The following is an 18,358-nucleotide window of genomic DNA, read 5'->3' on the forward strand; positions in this document are numbered from 1 at the left end:
GATCCATTCTCTCAGCGCCGGATGAATGGATCCCGGATCAAGTCCGGGATGACGACAGTGGTTGGGCAATGTCCGCTCTCCACCCAAAAGCTGGCGCACCATCCTCTGCCGGTGCACGCTTGCCAGCCGGGCGGCCATCCGCCAAGAGTTTCGAAACGAAACCAAGGGAGCGATGCATGAGCGGCGATTTCGAGCAGGTGCGGGTGAAGCTGGCGACCGGAGTCGAACTCGACGTCGTCGATGTGGGGCCGCGCGATGCGCCGGTGCTGATCTTTCTCCACGGCTTTCCCGAATCGCACCGCACCTGGCGGTTCCAGTTGCCGCATTTTTCCGACCGCTATCGCTGCGTCGCGCCCGATCAGCGCGGTTATCGCGGCTCGTCGAAGCCGCAGGAGGCCGAGGCTTATACCCCCGACAAGCTGATCGCCGACATCTTCGCGCTCGCCGATGCGCTTGGCGTCGATGATTTCACGATCGTCGGGCACGACTGGGGCGGGGCGATCGCGTGGGGCGTGGCGCTGGGCGGCCAGCCCGGCGGACTGCATCCCCAGTGGGCGGGACGCGTTACCCGCGCGGTGATCGCCAACGCGCCGCATCCCGCGATCTTCCAGCGCCTGCTCCTCACCAATGAAGAGCAGCGCGCGGCGAGCCAATATATCCGCACCTTCCGCGATCCGGCGAGCGACGCGATCATCGCGGAGCATGGCATCGCCGGCATTTTGGCGCACGCCTTTGCCGGGCGTGTGCCGAGCGGCGGCATCCAGCCGCCCGACGAGATCGCCCGCTTGCTGGGGGACTGGGAGGATCGCGACACCTGCCGCGCGATGATCAACTGGTATCGCGCCTCGCCCGCGGTGGTCCCCGCGATGGACGAACCTTATGCCGAACCGCCCGCCGCGCCCTTTCCGAAGCTGACGATCCCGACGCTGGTGATCTGGGCGCTCGACGATGTCGCGCTGCCCGCGTGCAACCTCGACGGGATGGACGCGCTGGTGCCGCAATCGACGATCGTGAAGGTGCCCGGCTGCGGCCATTTCGTGCCGTGGGAAAAGCCCGACGCGGTCAATGCGGCGATGGACGATTTCCTCGCCGGGGACTGATGGCCGCCCGCAAACAAACGGCTGAAATGGGAGGAAAAAGTTGGCAGGCGGCAGGGGTGCCGCCGCCTGCCGGGAGGGGTCGGTTCTGCGGGGTCGCCGCAATGGATCAAAATCATGCGCTCGCGTAGCCCGGGCGCGAGTTAACCATAAGTTTCGCCCCAGTTGCAGGCTTTCAGATTCTCCCACCTCTGGCATATTCCTGCCATGAAAGTCGGCAGGCTCAGCGTGGTCACGACGGTCGACCGGATCGACGGCCCCTCCGATTGGACCATCGAGCGCGATACGCACCTGCTGATCCTGCACGAGGCGGGAAGCTATCACTGGCTCGAAACCTGGCTCGACGGGCATCGCACCTCGCTCGGCGATCCGCTGCCGGGCGAGATGTGGTTCGTGCCGGCGGGCCATATCTATCGCGCCGCGGCCAAGGGGGGCGGGGTGCGGGTTGTCGAGGTCGAAATTCCGGCCGACATGCTGGCCGTCCCGCAGGGCGTGCGCCCGATCGCGGCCCACCAGGACCGGATGCTGGCGGGCCTCGTCCGCGAGGTGGCCGAAGGACGGCAGGCCGCCGCCGCGGCGCTGCTGGTGCTGCTCGCCGAAACGCTTGCCCGCCGCGTTGCGCGGCCGGCGCCGCCCGCGATCGTGGAGCGCATCGACGATCTGATGGCGTCGATCCAGACCCAGCTCGAAATGCCGATCCCGGTCGAGGAGATGGCGACGGCGACGGGGATGTCGGTCAACAGCCTGATCAGCAATTTCGCGCGCGTGACAGGGCGGACGCCGGCGCAATATGTGCTGCACCAGCGGCTGCGCCGCGCCTGCTGGTTCCTTGCCAATCGGCCGCTGTCGGTCGCCGAAATCGCCTTTGCCACCGGCTTTTCGAGCCATGCGCATCTCTGTGCTGCCTTTCGCCGCAAGCTTGCTATGTCACCGGGGGAATGGCGCGACTTTGCGCGGGGGAGAGTCGATTGTGACGGGTAAGGCGAAACTGTTCCGCGATCATGGCGGTCACGGCCATGCGCCGGTCACCAATATCGAGCTGTTTTTCGACCTCGTCTTCGTGTTCGCGATCACCCAATTGTCGCACAGTTTGCTCCAGCATCTCGGATGGCTCGGGGCGCTCCAGACGCTGGTGCTGCTGTTCGCGGTCTGGTGGGTGTGGATCTACACCACCTGGGTCGCGAACTGGCTCGACCCCGAGCGCGCGAATGTCCGGCTGATGCTGATCGTGCTGATGCTCGGCGGGCTCGTGCTGTCGAGTTCGATCCCCGGCGCTTTCGGTCAGAATGGCTGGCTGTTCGCTCTGGCCTATTGTTCGATGCAGATCGGCCGCTCGCTTTATGTGGTCTGGGTGAGCTGGGGCGTCCATCCCGCACGGGCGCGCAGTTTCCTGCGCATCACCTTCTGGCTGCTGCTGTCGCTGCCGCTGTGGATCGCCGGGGCGTGCGCCGCGCCCGAACAGCGGCTGCTGTTCTGGGGCGCGGCGCTGCTGATCGATTATTCGGGGCCGGCGCTATTCTATCCGACCCCGATCCTCGGGCGCTCGCAGGCGGGCGATTGGGATATTTCGGGCGCCCATATGGCCGAGCGCTGCGCGCTGTTCATCATCATTTCGCTGGGCGAGGGGGTGCTGATCACCGGCGCGACCTTTGCCGAACTGCCGCAGGACCGGCTCCACTGGTTCGCCTTCGCGGTCTGCTTCCTCGGGTCGGCGGCGCTCTGGTGGCTTTATTTCGACAGCGGCGCGAAGCGCGGCAGCGAGCGGATCGAGGCGAGCGACCAGGCAGGACTGATCGCGCGCAACGCCTATACCTATTGGCATATCGCGATCGTCGCGGGGCTCGTCGTCTCGGCGGTCGCCGACGAAATGCTGCTGATGCACCCGCAGGGGCATATCGAGCCCGGCCTGCTCGCGGTGTCGGTCGGCGGGCCGCTGTTGTTCCTGATCGGCAACATGGGGTTCAAGAAGGCGACGAACGATCGCCGCCTGCCGCCCTTTTCGCATATGCTCGGCAGCATCCTGCTGCTCGCCGCGGGCGCCGCGGCGTGGTTCGGTCATTGGCAGCCGATCGCGCTCGGCCTCGCGACCTTCGCGGCGCTCGTTTTCACCGCCGTCTGGGAATGGGGCAGCTATCACGGCGGCTGGCAGCGCTGGGCGCCGTGGATCGAACGCTTCGACCGGAGCAAATAGACAGTTGGAAGGGGGACCAGCCCATGCCGCATAGTATCGTGATGTTGATCGCCGGCCTCGCGCTGCTGATCGTGCTGCGCCTTCTGATCCGCGACAAGGCGCGGGCGACATGGGCCTTTCTGTTCCTGTGGCTCGTCGTCTCGCTGGGCAATCTGCTCGTCGGCGTGCTGTCGGCGGGCTATGGCTGGGCCGCGGAAGCGGCCGTCTGGCTGTTCGTCTTCGGGGGCCCCGCCGCGCTGGCGCTGATCTCCGCGCGCCTCAGTTCGCGGGGTTGATCAGGCAGCCGCTTGCCCCGGCATAGCGGGCGCTGCGCGACGCGAGCAGCGGCACGCTGCCGGTAATGGTCTTCGTCGCCGCATCCTCGCTCAGCGACACCATCTCCATGCCGGGCTCGAAGTCGGTCTGGCAGCTTTCGAGGCTGCGCCCCTCGACATAGCGGCACGAACAGCCGACCCGCGCGGCATAGGCCGACCCCAGTTCGGCCTGCGCCTTGAACGCGGGGAGTTTCCAGACGAGGAATAGCGCGAACAGGACCGCGAAACCCAGGACCCACGGCATACAGCCGCCCCGCTTGCCGTCGCGCCGCTTGCGGCCGCGCAGGTGCCGCGGCACTTCGGGCGGCTCTGAGGGCGGCGGCGTTGCGACGGGCCGCTGCTCGGCCGTTGCCGTCTCGGGCGGGTTGGTGTTACTCACGGGATCGCCATGATCACGAAAAAAGCCATGCTGGCAAGTGCCGCGCTGCTGCTGCTCGGCGGCTGGTCGCTCGCGCAGGCGGCGGGGCAGTCCGGCCCCGGGGTCGACGAGGGTCGGCCGGTCGATGCCTCGCCCGCGCTTCCCGCGCTCGATCCGACGATCCGGGCCAGGGCCGACGCGCTGTTCGCCGACGCCGACGACGTCGGCGAAACGCGCGCGCTGCTCGTGCTGCGCGACGGCGCGCCGGTCTATGAACATTATGGGCCGGGGTTTGGTCCCGACTCGAAGCTCATCAGCTGGTCGATGGCGAAGAGCATCACCGCGGTGCTCATCGGCTTCCTCGTCGCCGACGGGCAATTGTCGCTCGATGCCCCGGCGCCGGTCGCGGCGTGGCAGCGGACCGGCGATCCGCGCGGCGCGATCACGCTGCGCCACCTGCTGCACATGGCCTCGGGACTCGAGCATGTCGAGACCGGCGACCCGGTGTGGAAGGGCGATACGACCCAGATGCTGTTCGGCGGCGGCGCGGGCGACATGGCCGCCTTTGCCGAGGCCAAGCCCGCGGCCGCGAAGCCCGGCGAGATATTCAACTACAGCTCGGCGACCAGCGTCATCCTCGCCGACATATTGGCGGACACGCTGACGCCTTCGCAAAATCCCGAGGCGCGGCGCGAGGCGGTGCGCGATTTCATCCAGGGGCGGCTGGTCGAACCGCTCGGCATGACCAGCCTGACCCCCGAGTTCGATGCCAAGGGCACGATGATCGGCGGCTCGATTATGCACGCCACCGCGCGCGACTATGCGAAGTTCGGCGAGTTCCTGCGCAACCATGGCGTCGCGGGCGGCCAGCGCCTGCTGCCCGAGACATGGATGCGCTTCATGCTCACCCCGTCGGAGGACGATCCGGGCTATGGCGGCCATATCTGGCTCAACCGCCGCCGGCCGCCGGGCGCCGATGTCGCGCTGTGGCCCGATCGCGGTCCGAACGACCTGTTCGCCTGCATCGGGCATCAGGGGCAGTATATTATCGTCTCGCCGTCGCAGCGGGTGACGATCGTGCGGCTGGGCATCACCAAGGACGATCAATTCCCGGCGCTCAGGCGGCATCTGGCGGATTTGACGGCGGCGCTTTGAGGGCGCCCATTGGGGCCGTCGCGACATTTGCGTCTTATAGCTTCGTCATTCCCGCGAAAGCGGGAACCCAGTGTGGGATCAGCCGACGCACGCCCTGGGTTCCCGCTTTCGCGGGAATGACGAAGATCGAGAACGCGACCTTCATCCTTACACGCTACAGCAGAAATTCCCCCACCAGCGTCGTCACGCAGCGCCCCGTGAGTTCGACCCGGTCGCCGGTCAGCCGGCAGCCGACATGCCCGCCGCGCGCGCTGGCCTGATAAGCGGCGAAGGCGTCGCGGCCGAGGCGGGTGGTCCAATAGGGCGTCAGCACGCTGTGCGCCGATCCGGTCACCGGGTCCTCGGGGATGCCCGCGCCGGGGGCGAAGGCGCGGCTGACGACGTCGGCGCCCGACGGGTCGCCCGTGCCGGGCGCGGTCGCGATATACAGGATGTCGCTCTGGCCGAGCGCCGCAAGGTCGGGCGTCAGCGCGCGCACTTCTTCGGCGCTGTGATAGGCGATCAGTGCGTAGCCGCCATCGTGCCACAGCGTCTCGACGACCGCGCCCCCCATCGCGCGCGCGATGTCGGGCAGCGGCTTGGCGCTGGCGCAATAGGCGGGCAGTTCCATGCGGTAGCCTTCGTCGTCGCCGTTCCGCGCGACCTGCAATATGCCGGCCTTGCGGGTGCGGAAGCGCATCTCGCTGCGCCATTGGGCGGCCGAGAGCAGCACATGCCCGCTCGCCAGCGTCGCGTGGCCGCAGAGCGCGACCTCGATCGCCGGGGTGAACCAGCGCAGCTCATAATCGGCCTCGTCGCTCTCGTCGGGGACGAGGAAGGCGGTTTCGGCGAGATTATTCTCCGCCGCCATCGCCTGGAGCAGGTCGTCGCTCAGCCATTCCTCGAGCGGCATCACCGCCGCCGGATTGCCGGTGAACGGCCGGTCGGCGAAAGCGTCGACGCGGGTGATCGGAAAGGAACGGAGCGCGGTCATGGATAGAGGAGTCCTTTCGTCCAGCCGCCCCCATCTCCACCGCCCCGCACATAGAGATTGCGCTCGTGCAGGCGATGCTCGCGATCCTGCCAGAACTCGATACGCTCGGGCGTGACGCGCCAGCCCGACCAGCGCGGCGGGCGCGGGACGTCCTGCCCCGCGAAGCGCGCCTGCATTTCGGCGAAGCGCGCCTCGAAGGTCGCGCGGTCGGCGAGCGGGCGCGACTGGTCGCTCGCCCAGGCGCCGAGCTGGCTGTCGCGGCTGCGCGTCGCGAAATAGGCGTCGGCGACGCTGTCCTCGACCGGCGCGACGGGCCCCTCGATACGGATCTGGCGGCGCAGCGATTTCCAGTGAAAGAGCAGCGCGACCTGGCGGTTCGCGGCAAGCTCGCCGCCCTTGCGGCTGTCGAGATTGGTATAGAAGACGAAGCCGTCCGGGCCATGCCCCTTCAGCAGCACCATGCGCACGGAGGGGCGACCATCGGGGGTCGCGGTCGCGAGCGCCATCGCATTGCCGTCGTTGGGCTCGCTGACGCGGGCTTCGGCAAACCAGGCGTCGAACAGGGGAAAGGGATCGTGCGTCATGCGCGCGGTCATAATGCGGCGCGGGGCGATGGTCGAGCGAAAGACATTCTTTCCTTCTTCGTCACCCCGGACTTGATCCGGGGGCCCGCTTCCCCCCGTTGCTGAGCGGGACCCCGGATCAAGTCCGGGGTGACGAGGGAAGCAGACTTGACCGTCTCGAATACCCGCACCACATCGCTCGCTCATCAGGCCTTCACGGCCAGTCACTTATCGGGCTACAGAAGACAGATGGCAGATCCCTATTCCACCCTCGGCGTCGCGAAAGGCGCGAGCGAAGCGGAGATCAAGTCCGCTTACCGCAAGCTCGCCAAGGAACTGCATCCCGACCGCAACAAGGACAAGCCGAACGCGGCGGAGAAATTCTCCGACGTCACCAAGGCCTATGACCTGCTGTCCGATAAGACGAAGCGCGCGCAGTTCGACCGCGGCGAGATCGACGCCGACGGCAATCCCGCCATGCCCTTCGGCTTCGGCGGCGGGGGCGGCGGTTTCCGCGGCGATCCGCGCGGACAGCCGCAGGGCGGATTCGGCGGCGACGGCGCCGATTTCGGCGATATTTTCGAGGGGCTGTTCGGCGGACGCGGCGGCGGGGGCGGCGGGCCGTTCGGCTTCGGTGGCGGCCGCCATGCGCCGCCGCCTGCAAAAGGCGCGAACGTCGCCTATCGCCTGTCGGTGGCCTTTGTCGACGCGGCGACGCAGGCGATGCAGCGCATCACCCTCGCTGACGGCAAGACGATCGACCTCAAACTCCCCGCCGGGGTCGAGACCGGCACCCAGATGCGCCTCGCGGGCAAGGGGCATCCCGGCGCCGCGGGGCCGGGCGACGGCATCGTCACGATCAGCGTCGGCGACCATCCCTTCTACGAGCGCGACGGCGACAATATCCGGCTCGACCTGCCGATCACGCTGAACGAGGCGGTCAAGGGGGCGAAGATCAAGGTGCCCACGGTCGACGGCCCGGTGATGCTGTCGATCCCGGCCGGATCGACCTCGGGCAAGGTGATGCGGCTCAAGGGCAAGGGGTTCAGCCGCAAGGGCGGCGGCCGCGGCGATCAGCTCGTGCGGCTGATGGTCGATATTCCCAAGGAGGACGCCGATCTCGCCAGACTGGTGGAGGGCTGGGCCGACGGCCGCGCCGTGCGGGCGGACCTCGGCGTGTGATGCGTGGCTGAGCCGAACGGGAAAAAGGCGGCGGCCGCGCTCGAACGCGAAGTGGCCGCCGAGGTCGATCAGCTCTTCCTGGCCGAAGGCCATTCGCCGCATTCGCCCGAAGCGCGTGCCGAACGCGCCAAGCGCGTCAAATTGCGCGCACGAGCGCAGGGCGTTCTCGAACGCGGGCGCGAGACGCTGGGGCCGGGAACGCGCGTTTTCCGGGTGATGCGCCGGGTGATCGTCGGCACCTATACCGACGGCTTCATCCATGCGGGCAACCTCGCCTATCTCGCGCTGATCGCGCTCTTCCCCTTTTTCATCCTCGTCGCCGCCGTCGTCAGTCTGCTCGGCGGCAGCGCGGGGGGCGAGGCGGCGATCGAGGCGGTCTTCTCGGTGATGCCGCCGACCGTCGCCAAGGCACTGGCGGGGCCGATCCGCGAGGTGATGGGCGCACGCACCGGCATTTTCCTGTGGCTCGGCGCGATCGTCGCGCTGTGGACCGTCGGCAGCTTCATCGAGACGATGCGCGACATATTGCGCCGCGCCTATGGCACCCATTTCTCGCGCGGATTCTTCCACTATCGCCTGCTGTCGATCGGCATCATCACCGGCGCGGTCGTGCTGATGATCCTGTCGTTCAGTATGCAGGTGCTGATCGTCGGCATCGAGCAATTCGTGACGCGCGTGCTCCCCTCCGCCTATCAGGCGGCGGGAACGGTCGCGCTGTCGCGCATCGTGTCGGGGGCGGGGCTGTTCCTCGCCATCTATATGCTCTTCTATTCGCTGACCCCGTCGAAATATCGCCGCCTCAAATGCCCGAAATGGCCGGGGGCGCTGTTCACGACCTTGTGGTGGGTTGCGGTGACGCTGGCGCTGCCGCCGCTGCTCGCCAGCCTGATGAGCTATGATGCGACCTATGGCAGCCTCGCCGGGGTGATGGTCGCGCTGTTCTTTTTCTATCTCGTCGGATTGGGTATGGTGATCGGCGCCGAACTCAACGCCGCACTCGTCGAGGTTGAGGATTTGGGACACGACGCTATTGGGCGCGTGGACGACATCATTGTCGAAGAGAAAAAGGCCGGAGAAACGGAATGACGGGTCTGATGAAGGGCAAGCGCGGGCTGATCATGGGCCTCGCCAACGACAAGTCGCTCGCGTGGGGAATCGCGAAGGCGCTCCACGCGCATGGCGCCGAACTCGCGATCAGCTATCAGGGCGAGGTGATGGAAAAGCGGGTGAAGCCGCTCGCCGACCAACTCGGCTGCGATTTCCTGATCGATTGCGATGTTGCCGACATGGACAATCTCGACGCGGCGTTCGCGACGCTCGCCGCGCGCTGGCCGACGATCGATTTCGTCGTCCACGCGATCGGTTATACCAACAAGGAAGCGTTGCGCGGTCACTATGCCGACGTGACGCTCGACGATTTCCTGATGACGATGAACATTAGCGTCTACAGCTTCACCGCGGTCGCCAAGCGGGCCGCGGCGATGATGACGCCGATCGACCCCGAAACGGGCGCGGGCGGCGGGGCGCTGCTAACATTGAGCTATTACGGCGCCGAGAAGGTGATCCCGCACTATAACGTCATGGGCGTCGCCAAGTCGGCCCTGGAAACCAGCGTCAAATATCTCGCCAACGACTACGGCCCGCAGGGGGTGCGCGTGAACGCGATCTCGGCGGGTCCGATCAAGACGCTGGCCGCCTCGGGCATCGGCGATTTCCGCCTGATCCTGAAATGGAACGAGCACAATGCCCCGCTGCGCCGCAACGTCACGATCGACGATGTCGGCGGCTCGGCGCTCTATCTGCTCAGCGACCTTGCGTCGGGCGTCACCGGCGAAACGCATCATGTCGACGCGGGATACCACACCGTCGGCATGAAGCAGGAAGACGCGCCGGACATCGCGCTTGCTTGACGGCTTCGTCATTCGCGCCGCGACGGCGGCGGATACCGATGCCATCGACGGGGTCGTCCGCGCCGCCTTCGCCGGGACGGAGTTCGGCCATCAGGGCGAGGCCGATCTGGTGCGGATGCTGGAGGCGGATGGCGACATGCTCGTCTCGCTCGTCGCCGAGATTGCGGGCACTGTCGCCGGGCATGTCCTGTTCAGCAGGATGGACGTCGAAGCCGATGGCGCTGCGCTGCCGGCGGCCGGCCTTGCGCCGGTGTCGGTCGCGCCCGACCGGCAGGGGCAGGGGATCGGCGGCGCGCTGATCCGCGCCGGACTCGATGCGCTCCGCCGGCAAGGCGCGGCGATGAGTTTCGTCCTCGGCCACGATGCCTATTATCCGCGTTTCGGCTATTCGCCCGAGCTTGCGGCGCGATTCGCGTCGCCGTTCGCCGGGCCGCATCTGATGGCGCAGATGCTCGATCCCGAAGCGGACTGGCCCCGCGGCGGCCGCGCGGACTATGCCCCCGCCTTTGGCCGGCTCGGCTGACGAGGGTTGAATTTCGGCGCATTTCCCGCCATCGCGCGGGCATGGACCCTGCGCTCGCCATCGATCATGTGCAGATCGCCATCCCGGCGGGGGGCGAGGCGGCGGCGCGCGGCTTTTACGGCGACCTGCTCGGCCTGACCGAACTGCCCAAGCCCGCCGACATGGCGGCGCGCGGGGGCTGCTGGTTCGCGGTCGGCGCGCATCAGTTGCATCTGGGCGTCGAAGCCGATTTCCGTCCCGCCAAAAAGGCGCATGTCGCGCTGTCGACCGACGCGCTCGACGCGCTGCGCGCGCGGGTCGAGGCGGGCGGCCACAAGGCGAAGGATGACAGCCCGGTCGATGGGCGTTACCGCTTTTTCACCGAAGACCCCTTCGGCAACCGGATCGAGTTCATGGACAGGACGCCGCGCGCATGAGTTTCAACAGCTTCGGACGCGTGTTTCGGTTCACGACCTGGGGTGAGAGCCACGGGCCCGCGCTCGGTGCGGTGGTCGACGGCTGTCCGCCGCGGCTGTCGCTGTCGGAAGGCGACATCCAGCCCTATCTCGATAAACGCCGCCCCGGCCAGTCGCGCCACACGACGCAGCGGCAGGAACCCGACCAGGTGCGCATCCTGTCGGGGGTGTTCGAGGGCAAGACGACGGGCACCCCGATCAGCCTGATGATCGAGAATGTCGACCAGCGATCGAAGGATTATGGCGAGATCGCGCAGGCCTATCGCCCCGGCCACGCCGATTATGCCTATGACGCCAAATACGGCATCCGCGACTATCGCGGCGGCGGCCGGTCGAGCGCGCGCGAGACCGCGGCGCGCGTCGCCGCGGGCGGCGTCGCGCGGCTGGTGATCCCGGAGGTGCAGATCCACGCCTGGGTGGCGGAGATCGGCGGCGATGCGATCGATCCTGAAAATTTCGACCTCGAGGAAATCGACCGCAACCCCTTTTTCTGTCCCGATCCCGCCGCGGCGCAGCGCTGGGAGGGGATGATGGACGCCGCGCGCAAGGCGGGCAGTTCGCTGGGCGCGGTGATCGAATGCGCGGCGAGCGGGGTTCCGGCGGGCTGGGGGGCTCCCGTCTATGCCAAGCTCGACAGCGACCTCGCCGCCGCGATGATGGGGATCAACGCGGTGAAAGGCGTCGAGATCGGCGCCGGTTTTGAAGCCGCGCGCCTGCGCGGCGAGGAGAATGCCGACGCGATGCGCCCCGCGAGCGACGGCAGCAATCACCCCGATTTCTTGTCGAACAACGCCGGCGGCATCGCGGGCGGCATCTCGACCGGGCAGCCGGTCGTCGTCCGCGTCGCCTTCAAGCCGACGAGCTCGATCCTCACCCCCGTGCCGACGATCAACCGGGCGGGCGAGGCGGCCGACATCGTCACCAAGGGGCGCCACGACCCGTGTGTCGGCATCCGCGGCGCGCCGGTGGTCGAAGCGATGATGGCGCTCGTCCTCGCCGACCATAAATTGCTCCACCGCGCGCAGAACGGCTGACATATGATCGAGGCGCTGCGATCCTTCATCGAAGCGCATCAAGCGGTCCTGTCGTTGGTGATCCTGGCGGCGATGTTCGTCGGTTTCCTGATGGAACGTCTTCCCGCAACGGTGATCGCGATCCTCGGCGCCTGCACCTATCTCGCGCTCGGCATCCTCGATGCTGAGGCGGCCTATTCGGTGTTTTCCAACTCGGCGCCGATCGTCATCGGCGCGATGTTCGTGCTGTCGGGCGCGCTGATCCGCACCGGGGTGATCCAGCGCGTCGCCGACGCGATCATGGCGCGCGCCGAAAAGCATCCGCGTCTTGCGATCGTCGAGGTGCTGCTCGGCGCGCTTGCCGCCTCGGCGTTTCTCAACAACACGCCGGTCGTCGTCGTGCTGCTGCCGATCATGATGAAGCTGTCCGAAGTCACGGGGGTCAGCGCGAAGAAGCTGCTGATGCCACTGTCGATCGCGGCGGTGCTCGGCGGCACGCTGACGCTCATCGGCACCTCGACCAACCTCGTCGTCGACGGCATCGTCCGCCAGGCCGGAATGCCGCGCTTCGGGATTTTCGAGATCACCCCGATCGGTCTTGTCACCGCCGCGTCGGGAATGATCGCGCTCGGGCTGATGTGGTGGCTGCTGCCCTCGGACAAGCCGATCGCGGGCGCCGCCGGGACGCACGATGCGCATCAATATCTGACCGAACTGGTGCTCGGGGACGACGATGATCTGGTCGGCATGACGGTCGAGGCGTTTCGCGATCTGCCGCGGTCGGGCCGCGTCGTCGGCGTGCGCCGCGCCTCGGCCGTCGTCCACGGCGCCGAGCTCGATCATTGGACGCTTGCCGCGGGCGACCGCCTGATCGTCCGGGTCGATGGTGCGACGCTGGTGACCTGGCGCGAACAGGGGCGCTTCCTGCTGGGGATCGGCAGCGGCGCGCCGTCCGCGAGCGACATGGTCGTCGAAACGATGATCGCTCCCACTCATCCGTCGATCGGGCAGCGGCTCGCCGATATCCCCTTTCTGCAAAAGATTCGCGCGCGCATCATCGGCCTCGACCGGCCGCTGCACGAAGCCGGTCCCGACCTTGCCAGCGTCCGCATCCGTCCCGCCGACCGGCTGCTGGTCACCGGCGGCCCGCGCGAGGTCGAGGCGCTGCGCGACAACCCCGGCCTGATCGGCGCCGACCTCGCCAAGACGCGGGCCTTCCGGCGCGGCAAGGCGTGGATTGCGATCCTGTGCATGGCGGGGGTCGTCAGCCTCGCGGCGCTCGACGTGATGCCGATCGGCGTCGCCGCGATCATCGCCATCGGCGTCATTCTCGTCACCCGCTGCATCGACAGCGACGAGGCGTGGGGAACGATCGACGGCGACGTGCTGATCCTGATCTTCGCGATGCTCGCGGTCGGTGTCGCGCTCGAAAACAGCGGCGCGGTCGCGATGATGGTCGGCTGGGTCGAGCCGTCGCTCGCCAGTGCGCCCCCCTGGGTGCTGGTCTTCGGCATCTATTTCTTTGCGCTGCTCCTCTCCGAACTGCTCAGCAACAATGCGGTCGCGGCGCTGATGACCCCGGTGACGCTTGCGATCGCGGCCGAACTCGGCGTCGACCCGCGGCCGCTGGTGATCGCGCTGATGATCGGCGCGTCGGCCTGTTTCGCGACGCCGATCGGCTATCAGACCAACACGATCGTCTATGCCGCCGGCGATTATCGCTTCGTCGATTTCGTCCGGATCGGCGTGCCGCTGAACATCATCACCGGCGTATCGACCTGCCTCGCGATCGTGTTTTTCCTGACCTGAGATTGCCCGCGGCCAATCAGCCTGTTACCCCCGCCCGATAGCAACCGCATCGGCGGGACAGGGGAGTATTGGATGGCGCGTCGCCTTACGGTTTTCATCTTGATCGGCATGGTTTTGGGCATCGTCGTCGGATTCGCGGTGCGAAGCTTCGTGCCGGCCGACAGCCAGGCTTATGAATATTGGCTGCGCGGTTTCGGCACGCTCGCCACCATCTTCCTCAACCTGATCAAGATGCTCGTCGCGCCGCTGATTCTCGGCACGCTCATCGCGGGTATCGCACATATGGGCGACAGTTCGGCGCTGGGCCGCATCGGCACCCGCGCGCTCGCCTGGTTCATCCTCGCCAGCCTGGTTTCGATCAGCCTCGGCCTCGTCATGGTCAATCTGCTCGAACCCGGCGCGGGGCTCCATCTGGCGGTCGGGGCGCATTCGACCGCCGAGGTCGGTGAGGTCAAGAAGCTCGACCTGTTCGAGTTCATCGAGCACATCTTTCCCAAGAACGTCGTGCAGGCGATGGCGGAGAATAATGTGCTCCAGATCCTCGTCTTCGCGCTGTTCGCGGGGATCGGCCTGACCGCGATCGGGGAGAAGGGCAAGCCGCTGGTGCGCGGCGCCGAGGCGCTGGCCGAGCTGATGCTCCAGATCACCGGTTATGTCATGCTCCTTGCGCCGCTCGCGGTGTTCGGGGCGCTGGCAAAGGTCGTCGCGCAATATGGGCTCGCCATCCTCGGCACCTATGCCGAGCTGCTGACCGAATTTTATATCGCGCTGGTGCTGCTCTGGACGCTGCTCCTCGGCGCCGGGGCGATTTTTCTGCGCGCGCGTATTTTCTCGCTCATCCGCTATGTCCGCGAGCCGCTGCTGATCGCTTTCTCGACCGCCTCGTCGGAGGCGGCGATGCCCAAGCTGTTCGAGCAGCTCGACCGCTTCGGCGTGCCGCGCCGCATTTCGGGCTTCGTGCTACCCTTGGGCTACAGCTTCAATCTCGACGGGTCGATGATGTATGCCAGCTTCGCGACGATCTTCATCGCGCAGGCCTATGACATCGAGCTGTCGATCACGACGCAGATCCTGATCCTGCTGACGCTGATGGTGTCGTCGAAAGGGATTGCGGCGGTGCCGCGCGCCAGCCTGGTCGTCATCACCGCGACGCTGGCGATGTTCGATCTGCCGGTCGAAGGGGTCGCGCTCGTCTTTGCGATCGATCATTTCCTCGACATGGGCCGCACCGCGACCAATGTCGTCGGCAACGCGGTCGCGACCAGCGTCATCACCAAATGGGAAGGGATGCTGGAGGTCGAGGAGCCGGTCGACGCCGAGCGCCCGCACGCCCCCGCGCACACCGCGCATCGCGGCGCGCGCGGGCTCGATCTGGCCGAGGATATGGTGATCGACGAGCGTAAGGGGCCGCCCGCCGATCGTTGATGGTGCCGGCGATTATTGCGGCCGTTCGTGGCGGCTGTCCGGCCGCCTGGGGGGCGTTGCCCGTCGCGGCGCGGCCGGCGGCGGGGCGGGGCGTGCGACGGGCGCGGCCGGCCTTGCCGCGGAGGGCCGTGCTGCGGGCGGCGTCGCCGGTGCGGGGGCTGTGGCCTGCGGGCGGCGCGGGCCGTTCGCACCCGGCGACCAGTTACGCGGCGGGCGCGCGTCACCAGGGCCACCCGGTCGCGGCTGGTAAGGACGCGCGGCACCGGGGCCGCGATCGGGGCGGTTCGGATTGACGGCGGTCGGCGGCGGCGTGCCGGGCTTCGTCCCGGCCGGAGGTCTTCCGTGCGAACCGTCGCGATCGCCGTGATTCCAGCCGCTGGGGCGGCCGGGCTTGCCGTCATGGCTTCCCTGACCGGGCCTCGGCGTCCAGTTGCCGCCGTTCGGGCGATCCTTGTGATGCTTCCACCAGGCGCGGCGGCCGCCCCAATAGTTCAGATACTGGCCGCGCAGCGGATAGCGGTTGCGATAGCTGTCGAAGAGCCACATGCCGTAGCCGGGGTAATAATAATCGTCGTACCAGCCGCCGCCGAAGCCGATCTGCGCGAAGCCGCCGCTGTAATCGGCGGCGTCGTAGCAATCATAGCCATAGCCGTCGTCATAGGCATAGCCGTCGCTGTCGTAATAATCGGAGCCATAGCGCGACGCGCAGTCGCCGCCCGAGGCATAGCTGCTGCCGTAGACGTCGCCATAATAGCAGCCGCCGAGCGTCGTCGTCGCGAGCGCGCCGAGCGCGATGGAGAGAGAGCGCCTGAGATTCTGAGGCATGGTCTTGTCCTTTGGAGGGTCAACGGATGCGACCCGTCATCTTGAGTGCCAGATTGCGCGAGTCGAGTTGAATTTGCGGTGAATGGAGCGCGCGGGCCGACACGGCGTTACTTGCATTGATGTCAGTAGTTCGATAGCCTCCGGCCGATTGCAACGATGGACGAGGTCTCGCGCATGAATGCCCCCGCGAAATTGACATGGTCGGAAAGCCGGTTCGGGCCCGATACGGCGCATTGGCTACCGCGCGGCCCCGAGAGCCTGCTCGATCATATTCCGGGCGAGGACGGCCTGCCGGTGATCGGCAATACGCTCGAACAATTGCGCGACTACCCGGGCTTCGCGCGGCGGATGGTCGCCAAATATGGCCGGGTCTATCGCAACAACAGCTTCGGCGGGCGCAGCGTCGCGCTGCACGGGCCCGAGGCGAACGAACTCATCATGTTCGACCGCGACAAGATCTTCTCGTCCGAACAGGGCTGGGGGCCGGTGCTCAACCTGCTCTTCCCGCGCGGGCTGATGTTGATGGATTTCGAGAAGCATCGCGCCGACCGCAAGGTGCTGTCGGTCGCCTTCAAACCCGAACCGATGCGCCATTATGCCGATTCGCTGAACGAGGGGATTCGCGACCGCGTTGCGGCGTGGAGCGGCAAGTCGTTCCAATTCTATCCCGCGATCAAGGAACTGACGCTCGACCTTGCCGCGACCAGCTTTCTCGGCATTCCGTGGGGACCGGAGGCCGACAAGGTCAACAAGGCGTTCGTCGACATGGTGCAGGCGTCGATCGGCGTCGTCCGCCGCCCGCTGCCCTTCACCGCAATGGGCCGCGGCGCGAAGGGACGCGCCTTTCTGGTCGATTATTTCGGACGCATGGTGCCCGAGCGCCGCGAGGGCGCGGGCGAAGACATCTTCAGCCAGATCTGCCGCGCCAGGGACGATGACGGCAATTATCTGCCCGTCGACGCGATCGTCGATCATATGAACTTCCTGATGATGGCGGCGCACGACACCATCACCAGCTCGGTCACGACGATGGTCTGGCAGCTCGCCAGGCACCCCGAATGGCAGGACCGGCTGCGTGAGGAGATGCTGAGCGTCGCGCCCGCGGGCGAGGGCGTCGGGCACAACGGCCTCGGCGAGCTGGAAATGACCGAGTGGGCGTTCAAGGAATCGCTGCGCCTCGTGCCGCCGGTGCCGACCTTCCCGCGCCGCGCGCTCAAGGATTTCGAGTTCGGCGGCTACCGCATCCCTGCCGGCACCAGCGTCGGGGTGAGCCCCGCCTTCACGCACATGATGGAGGAGCATTGGCCCGACCCCGAAACGTTCGACCCGATGCGCTTCGCGCCCGAGGCGACGCGCGAGCGGCACAAATATGCCTGGGTTCCTTTCGGCGGCGGCGCGCACATGTGCCTGGGGCTGCACTTCGCCTATATGCAGGCGAAAATCTTCTTCCACCATGTCGTGACGACGCATCGGATCGTCGTGCGCGACGGCTATGCGCCCGAATGGCAGATGCTCCCGATCCCGCGCCCGAAAGACGGGCTGACGGTGACGTTCGAGCCGCTTTGAGCGAATATATTGTTGTCGCGAGGGCGACTATCACCAAGTCCGTCATTGCGAGCGAAGCGAAGCAATCCAGGGTGTGGCAAGCCGCTCTGGATTGCTTCGCTTCGCTCGCAATGACGATCCGTCAAGCGGTATCTGCCTCGCTGCATGGGGCGGTGCTGTTGTCTGAAGGCCGGGAATGTCCCATCTGGGGCGCATGACAGGCCTGCGCCCCTATCTGATCTGGTTCGCCGTCGCCGTGCTGCTGACGCTCGGCGCGATCCGGGCGATCGGGTGGGCGAAGGCGCATCCCGAGCATTTCCCCGGCGCACGCTTCGAACTCGACCAGCCGCAGGGCTGGGCGACGCATCGCAAGCTGGTGGGGCTTGCCGCCGACGATGCCGCCTGCTTCGCGGCGTTCGACCGCGCCAAGGCGGGCTATCTGCGGCGCCCGGTGGTGGGGCAGGGGATATGCCGCGCCAGCCAGCGCATGATCTTGACCGGCGACCGGCTGGTGCCGACGATGCGCCCCGCGAATGCGGCGCCGGGCTGCGCGGTGACCGCGGCGATGGCGCTCTGGACGCGCGATGTCGTGCAGCCGGCGGCGCGGAAATATTTCGGGCAGCGGGTCGTCGAACTCGAAAATCTCGGCAGCTATAATTGCCGCGAGATCGCGGGGCAAAGCGCGCAGAGCGAGCATTCGACCGCCAATGCGATCGACATCTCCGCCTTCATCCTCGCCGACGGCACGCGCGTCTCGCTGCTCAATGACTGGAGGGACGAGGATGTGCGGAGCGAATTCCTGCACGCGGTGCGCGACGGGTCGTGCGGATTGTTCAGCACGGTGCTGTCGCCCGACCACAATGCCGCGCACGCCAATCATTTCCACCTCGACCTGGCGGCGCGGCCGCTGGGGTGGACGGTGTGCCGTTAGGGTCAAAACCCATTCATTTCGTCATTCCCGCGAAAGCGGGAATCCAGCTTTCTTCGTGCCTTTGTGCCTTCGTGCGAGATTTATTGGAC

At 67.0% G+C, this 18,358-nt stretch carries 19 protein-coding genes; 15 read left to right on the forward strand and 4 right to left on the reverse strand.

Features of this window, described 5'->3' with window-relative positions:
* Positions 1–176 precede the first annotated feature (176 nt).
* From OJI97_RS00585 to OJI97_RS00600, 4 genes are all read left to right on the forward strand, one after another.
* Entirely contained in the window at positions 177–1,100 is a 924-nt protein-coding gene (locus OJI97_RS00585; RefSeq protein WP_297659805.1) for an alpha/beta hydrolase, read from the forward strand.
* Positions 1,101–1,304: 204 nt separating this feature from the next.
* Positions 1,305–2,078 (forward strand): AraC family transcriptional regulator, encoded by a 774-nt coding sequence (locus OJI97_RS00590; protein ID WP_297659807.1) that lies wholly within the window; start codon positions 1,305–1,307, stop codon positions 2,076–2,078.
* Positions 2,068–3,288: a low temperature requirement protein A gene (locus OJI97_RS00595; protein WP_297659810.1), complete on the forward strand. Its 1,221-nt coding sequence runs from the start codon at positions 2,068–2,070 to the stop codon at positions 3,286–3,288. Before OJI97_RS00590 ends, OJI97_RS00595 begins: the two co-directional genes overlap by 11 nt.
* A gap of 23 nt (positions 3,289–3,311) precedes the next feature.
* Positions 3,312–3,563, forward strand: coding sequence for a hypothetical protein (locus OJI97_RS00600; protein ID WP_297659812.1), 252 nt, complete (start codon positions 3,312–3,314; stop codon positions 3,561–3,563).
* Here OJI97_RS00600 and OJI97_RS00605 read toward each other — a convergent pair.
* Entirely contained in the window at positions 3,547–3,981 is a 435-nt protein-coding gene (locus OJI97_RS00605; protein WP_297659814.1) for a hypothetical protein, read from the reverse strand. The two genes, OJI97_RS00600 and OJI97_RS00605, sit on opposite strands and share 17 nt — an antisense overlap.
* Before the next feature lie 9 nt (positions 3,982–3,990).
* Here OJI97_RS00605 and OJI97_RS00610 point away from each other — a divergent pair, with 9 nt between their 5' ends.
* Complete coding sequence (locus OJI97_RS00610) at positions 3,991–5,115, forward strand: serine hydrolase (RefSeq protein ID WP_297659816.1); 1,125 nt, start codon at positions 3,991–3,993, stop codon at positions 5,113–5,115.
* A gap of 154 nt (positions 5,116–5,269) precedes the next feature.
* Here OJI97_RS00610 and OJI97_RS00615 read toward each other — a convergent pair whose 3' ends face one another.
* Together OJI97_RS00615 and pdxH are read right to left on the reverse strand one after the other, a co-directional pair.
* Positions 5,270–6,088: a PhzF family phenazine biosynthesis protein gene (locus tag OJI97_RS00615; protein WP_297659819.1), complete on the reverse strand. Its 819-nt coding sequence runs from the start codon at positions 6,086–6,088 to the stop codon at positions 5,270–5,272.
* A complete protein-coding gene (pdxH, locus tag OJI97_RS00620) occupies positions 6,085–6,672 on the reverse strand; it encodes a pyridoxamine 5'-phosphate oxidase (RefSeq protein ID WP_297659854.1) in 588 nt (195 codons plus the stop codon). The genes OJI97_RS00615 and pdxH overlap by 4 nt, the downstream gene beginning before the upstream one ends.
* A 228-nt stretch (positions 6,673–6,900) precedes the next feature.
* On the opposite strand from pdxH, the gene OJI97_RS00625 reads away from it, so the two are divergent.
* From OJI97_RS00625 to OJI97_RS00660, 8 genes are all read left to right on the forward strand, one after another.
* On the forward strand, positions 6,901–7,833 hold the full coding sequence (locus OJI97_RS00625; protein ID WP_297659823.1) for a DnaJ C-terminal domain-containing protein: 933 nt from the start codon (positions 6,901–6,903) through the stop codon (positions 7,831–7,833).
* 3 nt (positions 7,834–7,836) lie between these two features.
* Positions 7,837–8,919: a YihY/virulence factor BrkB family protein gene (locus tag OJI97_RS00630; RefSeq protein ID WP_297659826.1), complete on the forward strand. Its 1,083-nt coding sequence runs from the start codon at positions 7,837–7,839 to the stop codon at positions 8,917–8,919.
* Positions 8,916–9,743, forward strand: coding sequence for an SDR family oxidoreductase (locus tag OJI97_RS00635; RefSeq protein ID WP_297659830.1), 828 nt, complete (start codon positions 8,916–8,918; stop codon positions 9,741–9,743). Before OJI97_RS00630 ends, OJI97_RS00635 begins: the two co-directional genes overlap by 4 nt.
* Positions 9,736–10,266, forward strand: coding sequence for a GNAT family N-acetyltransferase (locus OJI97_RS00640; RefSeq protein ID WP_297659833.1), 531 nt, complete (start codon positions 9,736–9,738; stop codon positions 10,264–10,266). Before OJI97_RS00635 ends, OJI97_RS00640 begins: the two co-directional genes overlap by 8 nt.
* Before the next feature lie 41 nt (positions 10,267–10,307).
* A complete protein-coding gene (locus OJI97_RS00645) occupies positions 10,308–10,682 on the forward strand; it encodes a VOC family protein (RefSeq protein WP_297659836.1) in 375 nt (124 codons plus the stop codon).
* Positions 10,679–11,755 (forward strand): chorismate synthase, encoded by a 1,077-nt coding sequence (aroC, locus tag OJI97_RS00650; RefSeq protein ID WP_297659839.1) that lies wholly within the window; start codon positions 10,679–10,681, stop codon positions 11,753–11,755. The genes OJI97_RS00645 and aroC overlap by 4 nt, the downstream gene beginning before the upstream one ends.
* Before the next feature lie 3 nt (positions 11,756–11,758).
* The gene (locus tag OJI97_RS00655; protein WP_297659842.1) at positions 11,759–13,543 is read left to right on the forward strand and encodes an SLC13 family permease; all 1,785 of its coding nucleotides are present in this window, start codon (positions 11,759–11,761) and stop codon (positions 13,541–13,543) included.
* Positions 13,544–13,615: 72 nt separating this feature from the next.
* Positions 13,616–14,968, forward strand: a complete 1,353-nt coding sequence (locus OJI97_RS00660; RefSeq protein ID WP_297659845.1) for a dicarboxylate/amino acid:cation symporter — start codon at positions 13,616–13,618, stop codon at positions 14,966–14,968.
* A 12-nt stretch (positions 14,969–14,980) separates the two neighbouring features.
* Here OJI97_RS00660 and OJI97_RS00665 read toward each other — a convergent pair whose 3' ends face one another.
* Positions 14,981–15,793, reverse strand: a complete 813-nt coding sequence (locus tag OJI97_RS00665; RefSeq protein ID WP_297659848.1) for a hypothetical protein — start codon at positions 15,791–15,793, stop codon at positions 14,981–14,983.
* A gap of 174 nt (positions 15,794–15,967) precedes the next feature.
* On the opposite strand from OJI97_RS00665, the gene OJI97_RS00670 reads away from it, so the two are divergent.
* Together OJI97_RS00670 and OJI97_RS00675 are read left to right on the forward strand one after the other, a co-directional pair.
* Positions 15,968–17,359: a cytochrome P450 gene (locus OJI97_RS00670; RefSeq protein ID WP_297659857.1), complete on the forward strand. Its 1,392-nt coding sequence runs from the start codon at positions 15,968–15,970 to the stop codon at positions 17,357–17,359.
* A 193-nt stretch (positions 17,360–17,552) separates the two neighbouring features.
* A complete protein-coding gene (locus tag OJI97_RS00675; protein ID WP_297659851.1) occupies positions 17,553–18,269 on the forward strand; it encodes an extensin family protein in 717 nt (238 codons plus the stop codon).
* The last annotated feature ends 89 nt before the right edge of the window (positions 18,270–18,358 follow it).

Source organism: Sphingopyxis sp., assembly GCF_025869345.1.
Lineage (GTDB): Bacteria > Pseudomonadota > Alphaproteobacteria > Sphingomonadales > Sphingomonadaceae > Sphingopyxis.

Excerpts from the sequence above, each read along its gene's own strand:
- OJI97_RS00585 (WP_297659805.1), top strand. The coding sequence starts at position 177 with ATGAGCGGCGATTTCGAGCAGGTGCGGGTGAAGCTGGCGACCGGAGTC.
- OJI97_RS00590 (WP_297659807.1), top strand. The coding sequence starts at position 1,305 with ATGAAAGTCGGCAGGCTCAGCGTGGTCACGACGGTCGACCGGATCGAC.
- OJI97_RS00600 (WP_297659812.1), top strand. The coding sequence starts at position 3,312 with ATGCCGCATAGTATCGTGATGTTGATCGCCGGCCTCGCGCTGCTGATC.
- OJI97_RS00610 (WP_297659816.1), top strand. The coding sequence starts at position 3,991 with ATGATCACGAAAAAAGCCATGCTGGCAAGTGCCGCGCTGCTGCTGCTC.
- OJI97_RS00615 (WP_297659819.1), bottom strand. The coding sequence starts at position 6,088 with ATGACCGCGCTCCGTTCCTTTCCGATCACCCGCGTCGACGCTTTCGCC.
- pdxH (WP_297659854.1), bottom strand. The coding sequence starts at position 6,672 with ATGACGCACGATCCCTTTCCCCTGTTCGACGCCTGGTTTGCCGAAGCC.
- OJI97_RS00625 (WP_297659823.1), top strand. The coding sequence starts at position 6,901 with ATGGCAGATCCCTATTCCACCCTCGGCGTCGCGAAAGGCGCGAGCGAA.
- OJI97_RS00635 (WP_297659830.1), top strand. The coding sequence starts at position 8,916 with ATGACGGGTCTGATGAAGGGCAAGCGCGGGCTGATCATGGGCCTCGCC.
- OJI97_RS00645 (WP_297659836.1), top strand. The coding sequence starts at position 10,308 with ATGGACCCTGCGCTCGCCATCGATCATGTGCAGATCGCCATCCCGGCG.
- aroC (WP_297659839.1), top strand. The coding sequence starts at position 10,679 with ATGAGTTTCAACAGCTTCGGACGCGTGTTTCGGTTCACGACCTGGGGT.
- OJI97_RS00655 (WP_297659842.1), top strand. The coding sequence starts at position 11,759 with ATGATCGAGGCGCTGCGATCCTTCATCGAAGCGCATCAAGCGGTCCTG.
- OJI97_RS00660 (WP_297659845.1), top strand. The coding sequence starts at position 13,616 with ATGGCGCGTCGCCTTACGGTTTTCATCTTGATCGGCATGGTTTTGGGC.
- OJI97_RS00665 (WP_297659848.1), bottom strand. The coding sequence starts at position 15,793 with ATGCCTCAGAATCTCAGGCGCTCTCTCTCCATCGCGCTCGGCGCGCTC.
- OJI97_RS00670 (WP_297659857.1), top strand. The coding sequence starts at position 15,968 with ATGAATGCCCCCGCGAAATTGACATGGTCGGAAAGCCGGTTCGGGCCC.
- OJI97_RS00675 (WP_297659851.1), top strand. The coding sequence starts at position 17,553 with ATGACAGGCCTGCGCCCCTATCTGATCTGGTTCGCCGTCGCCGTGCTG.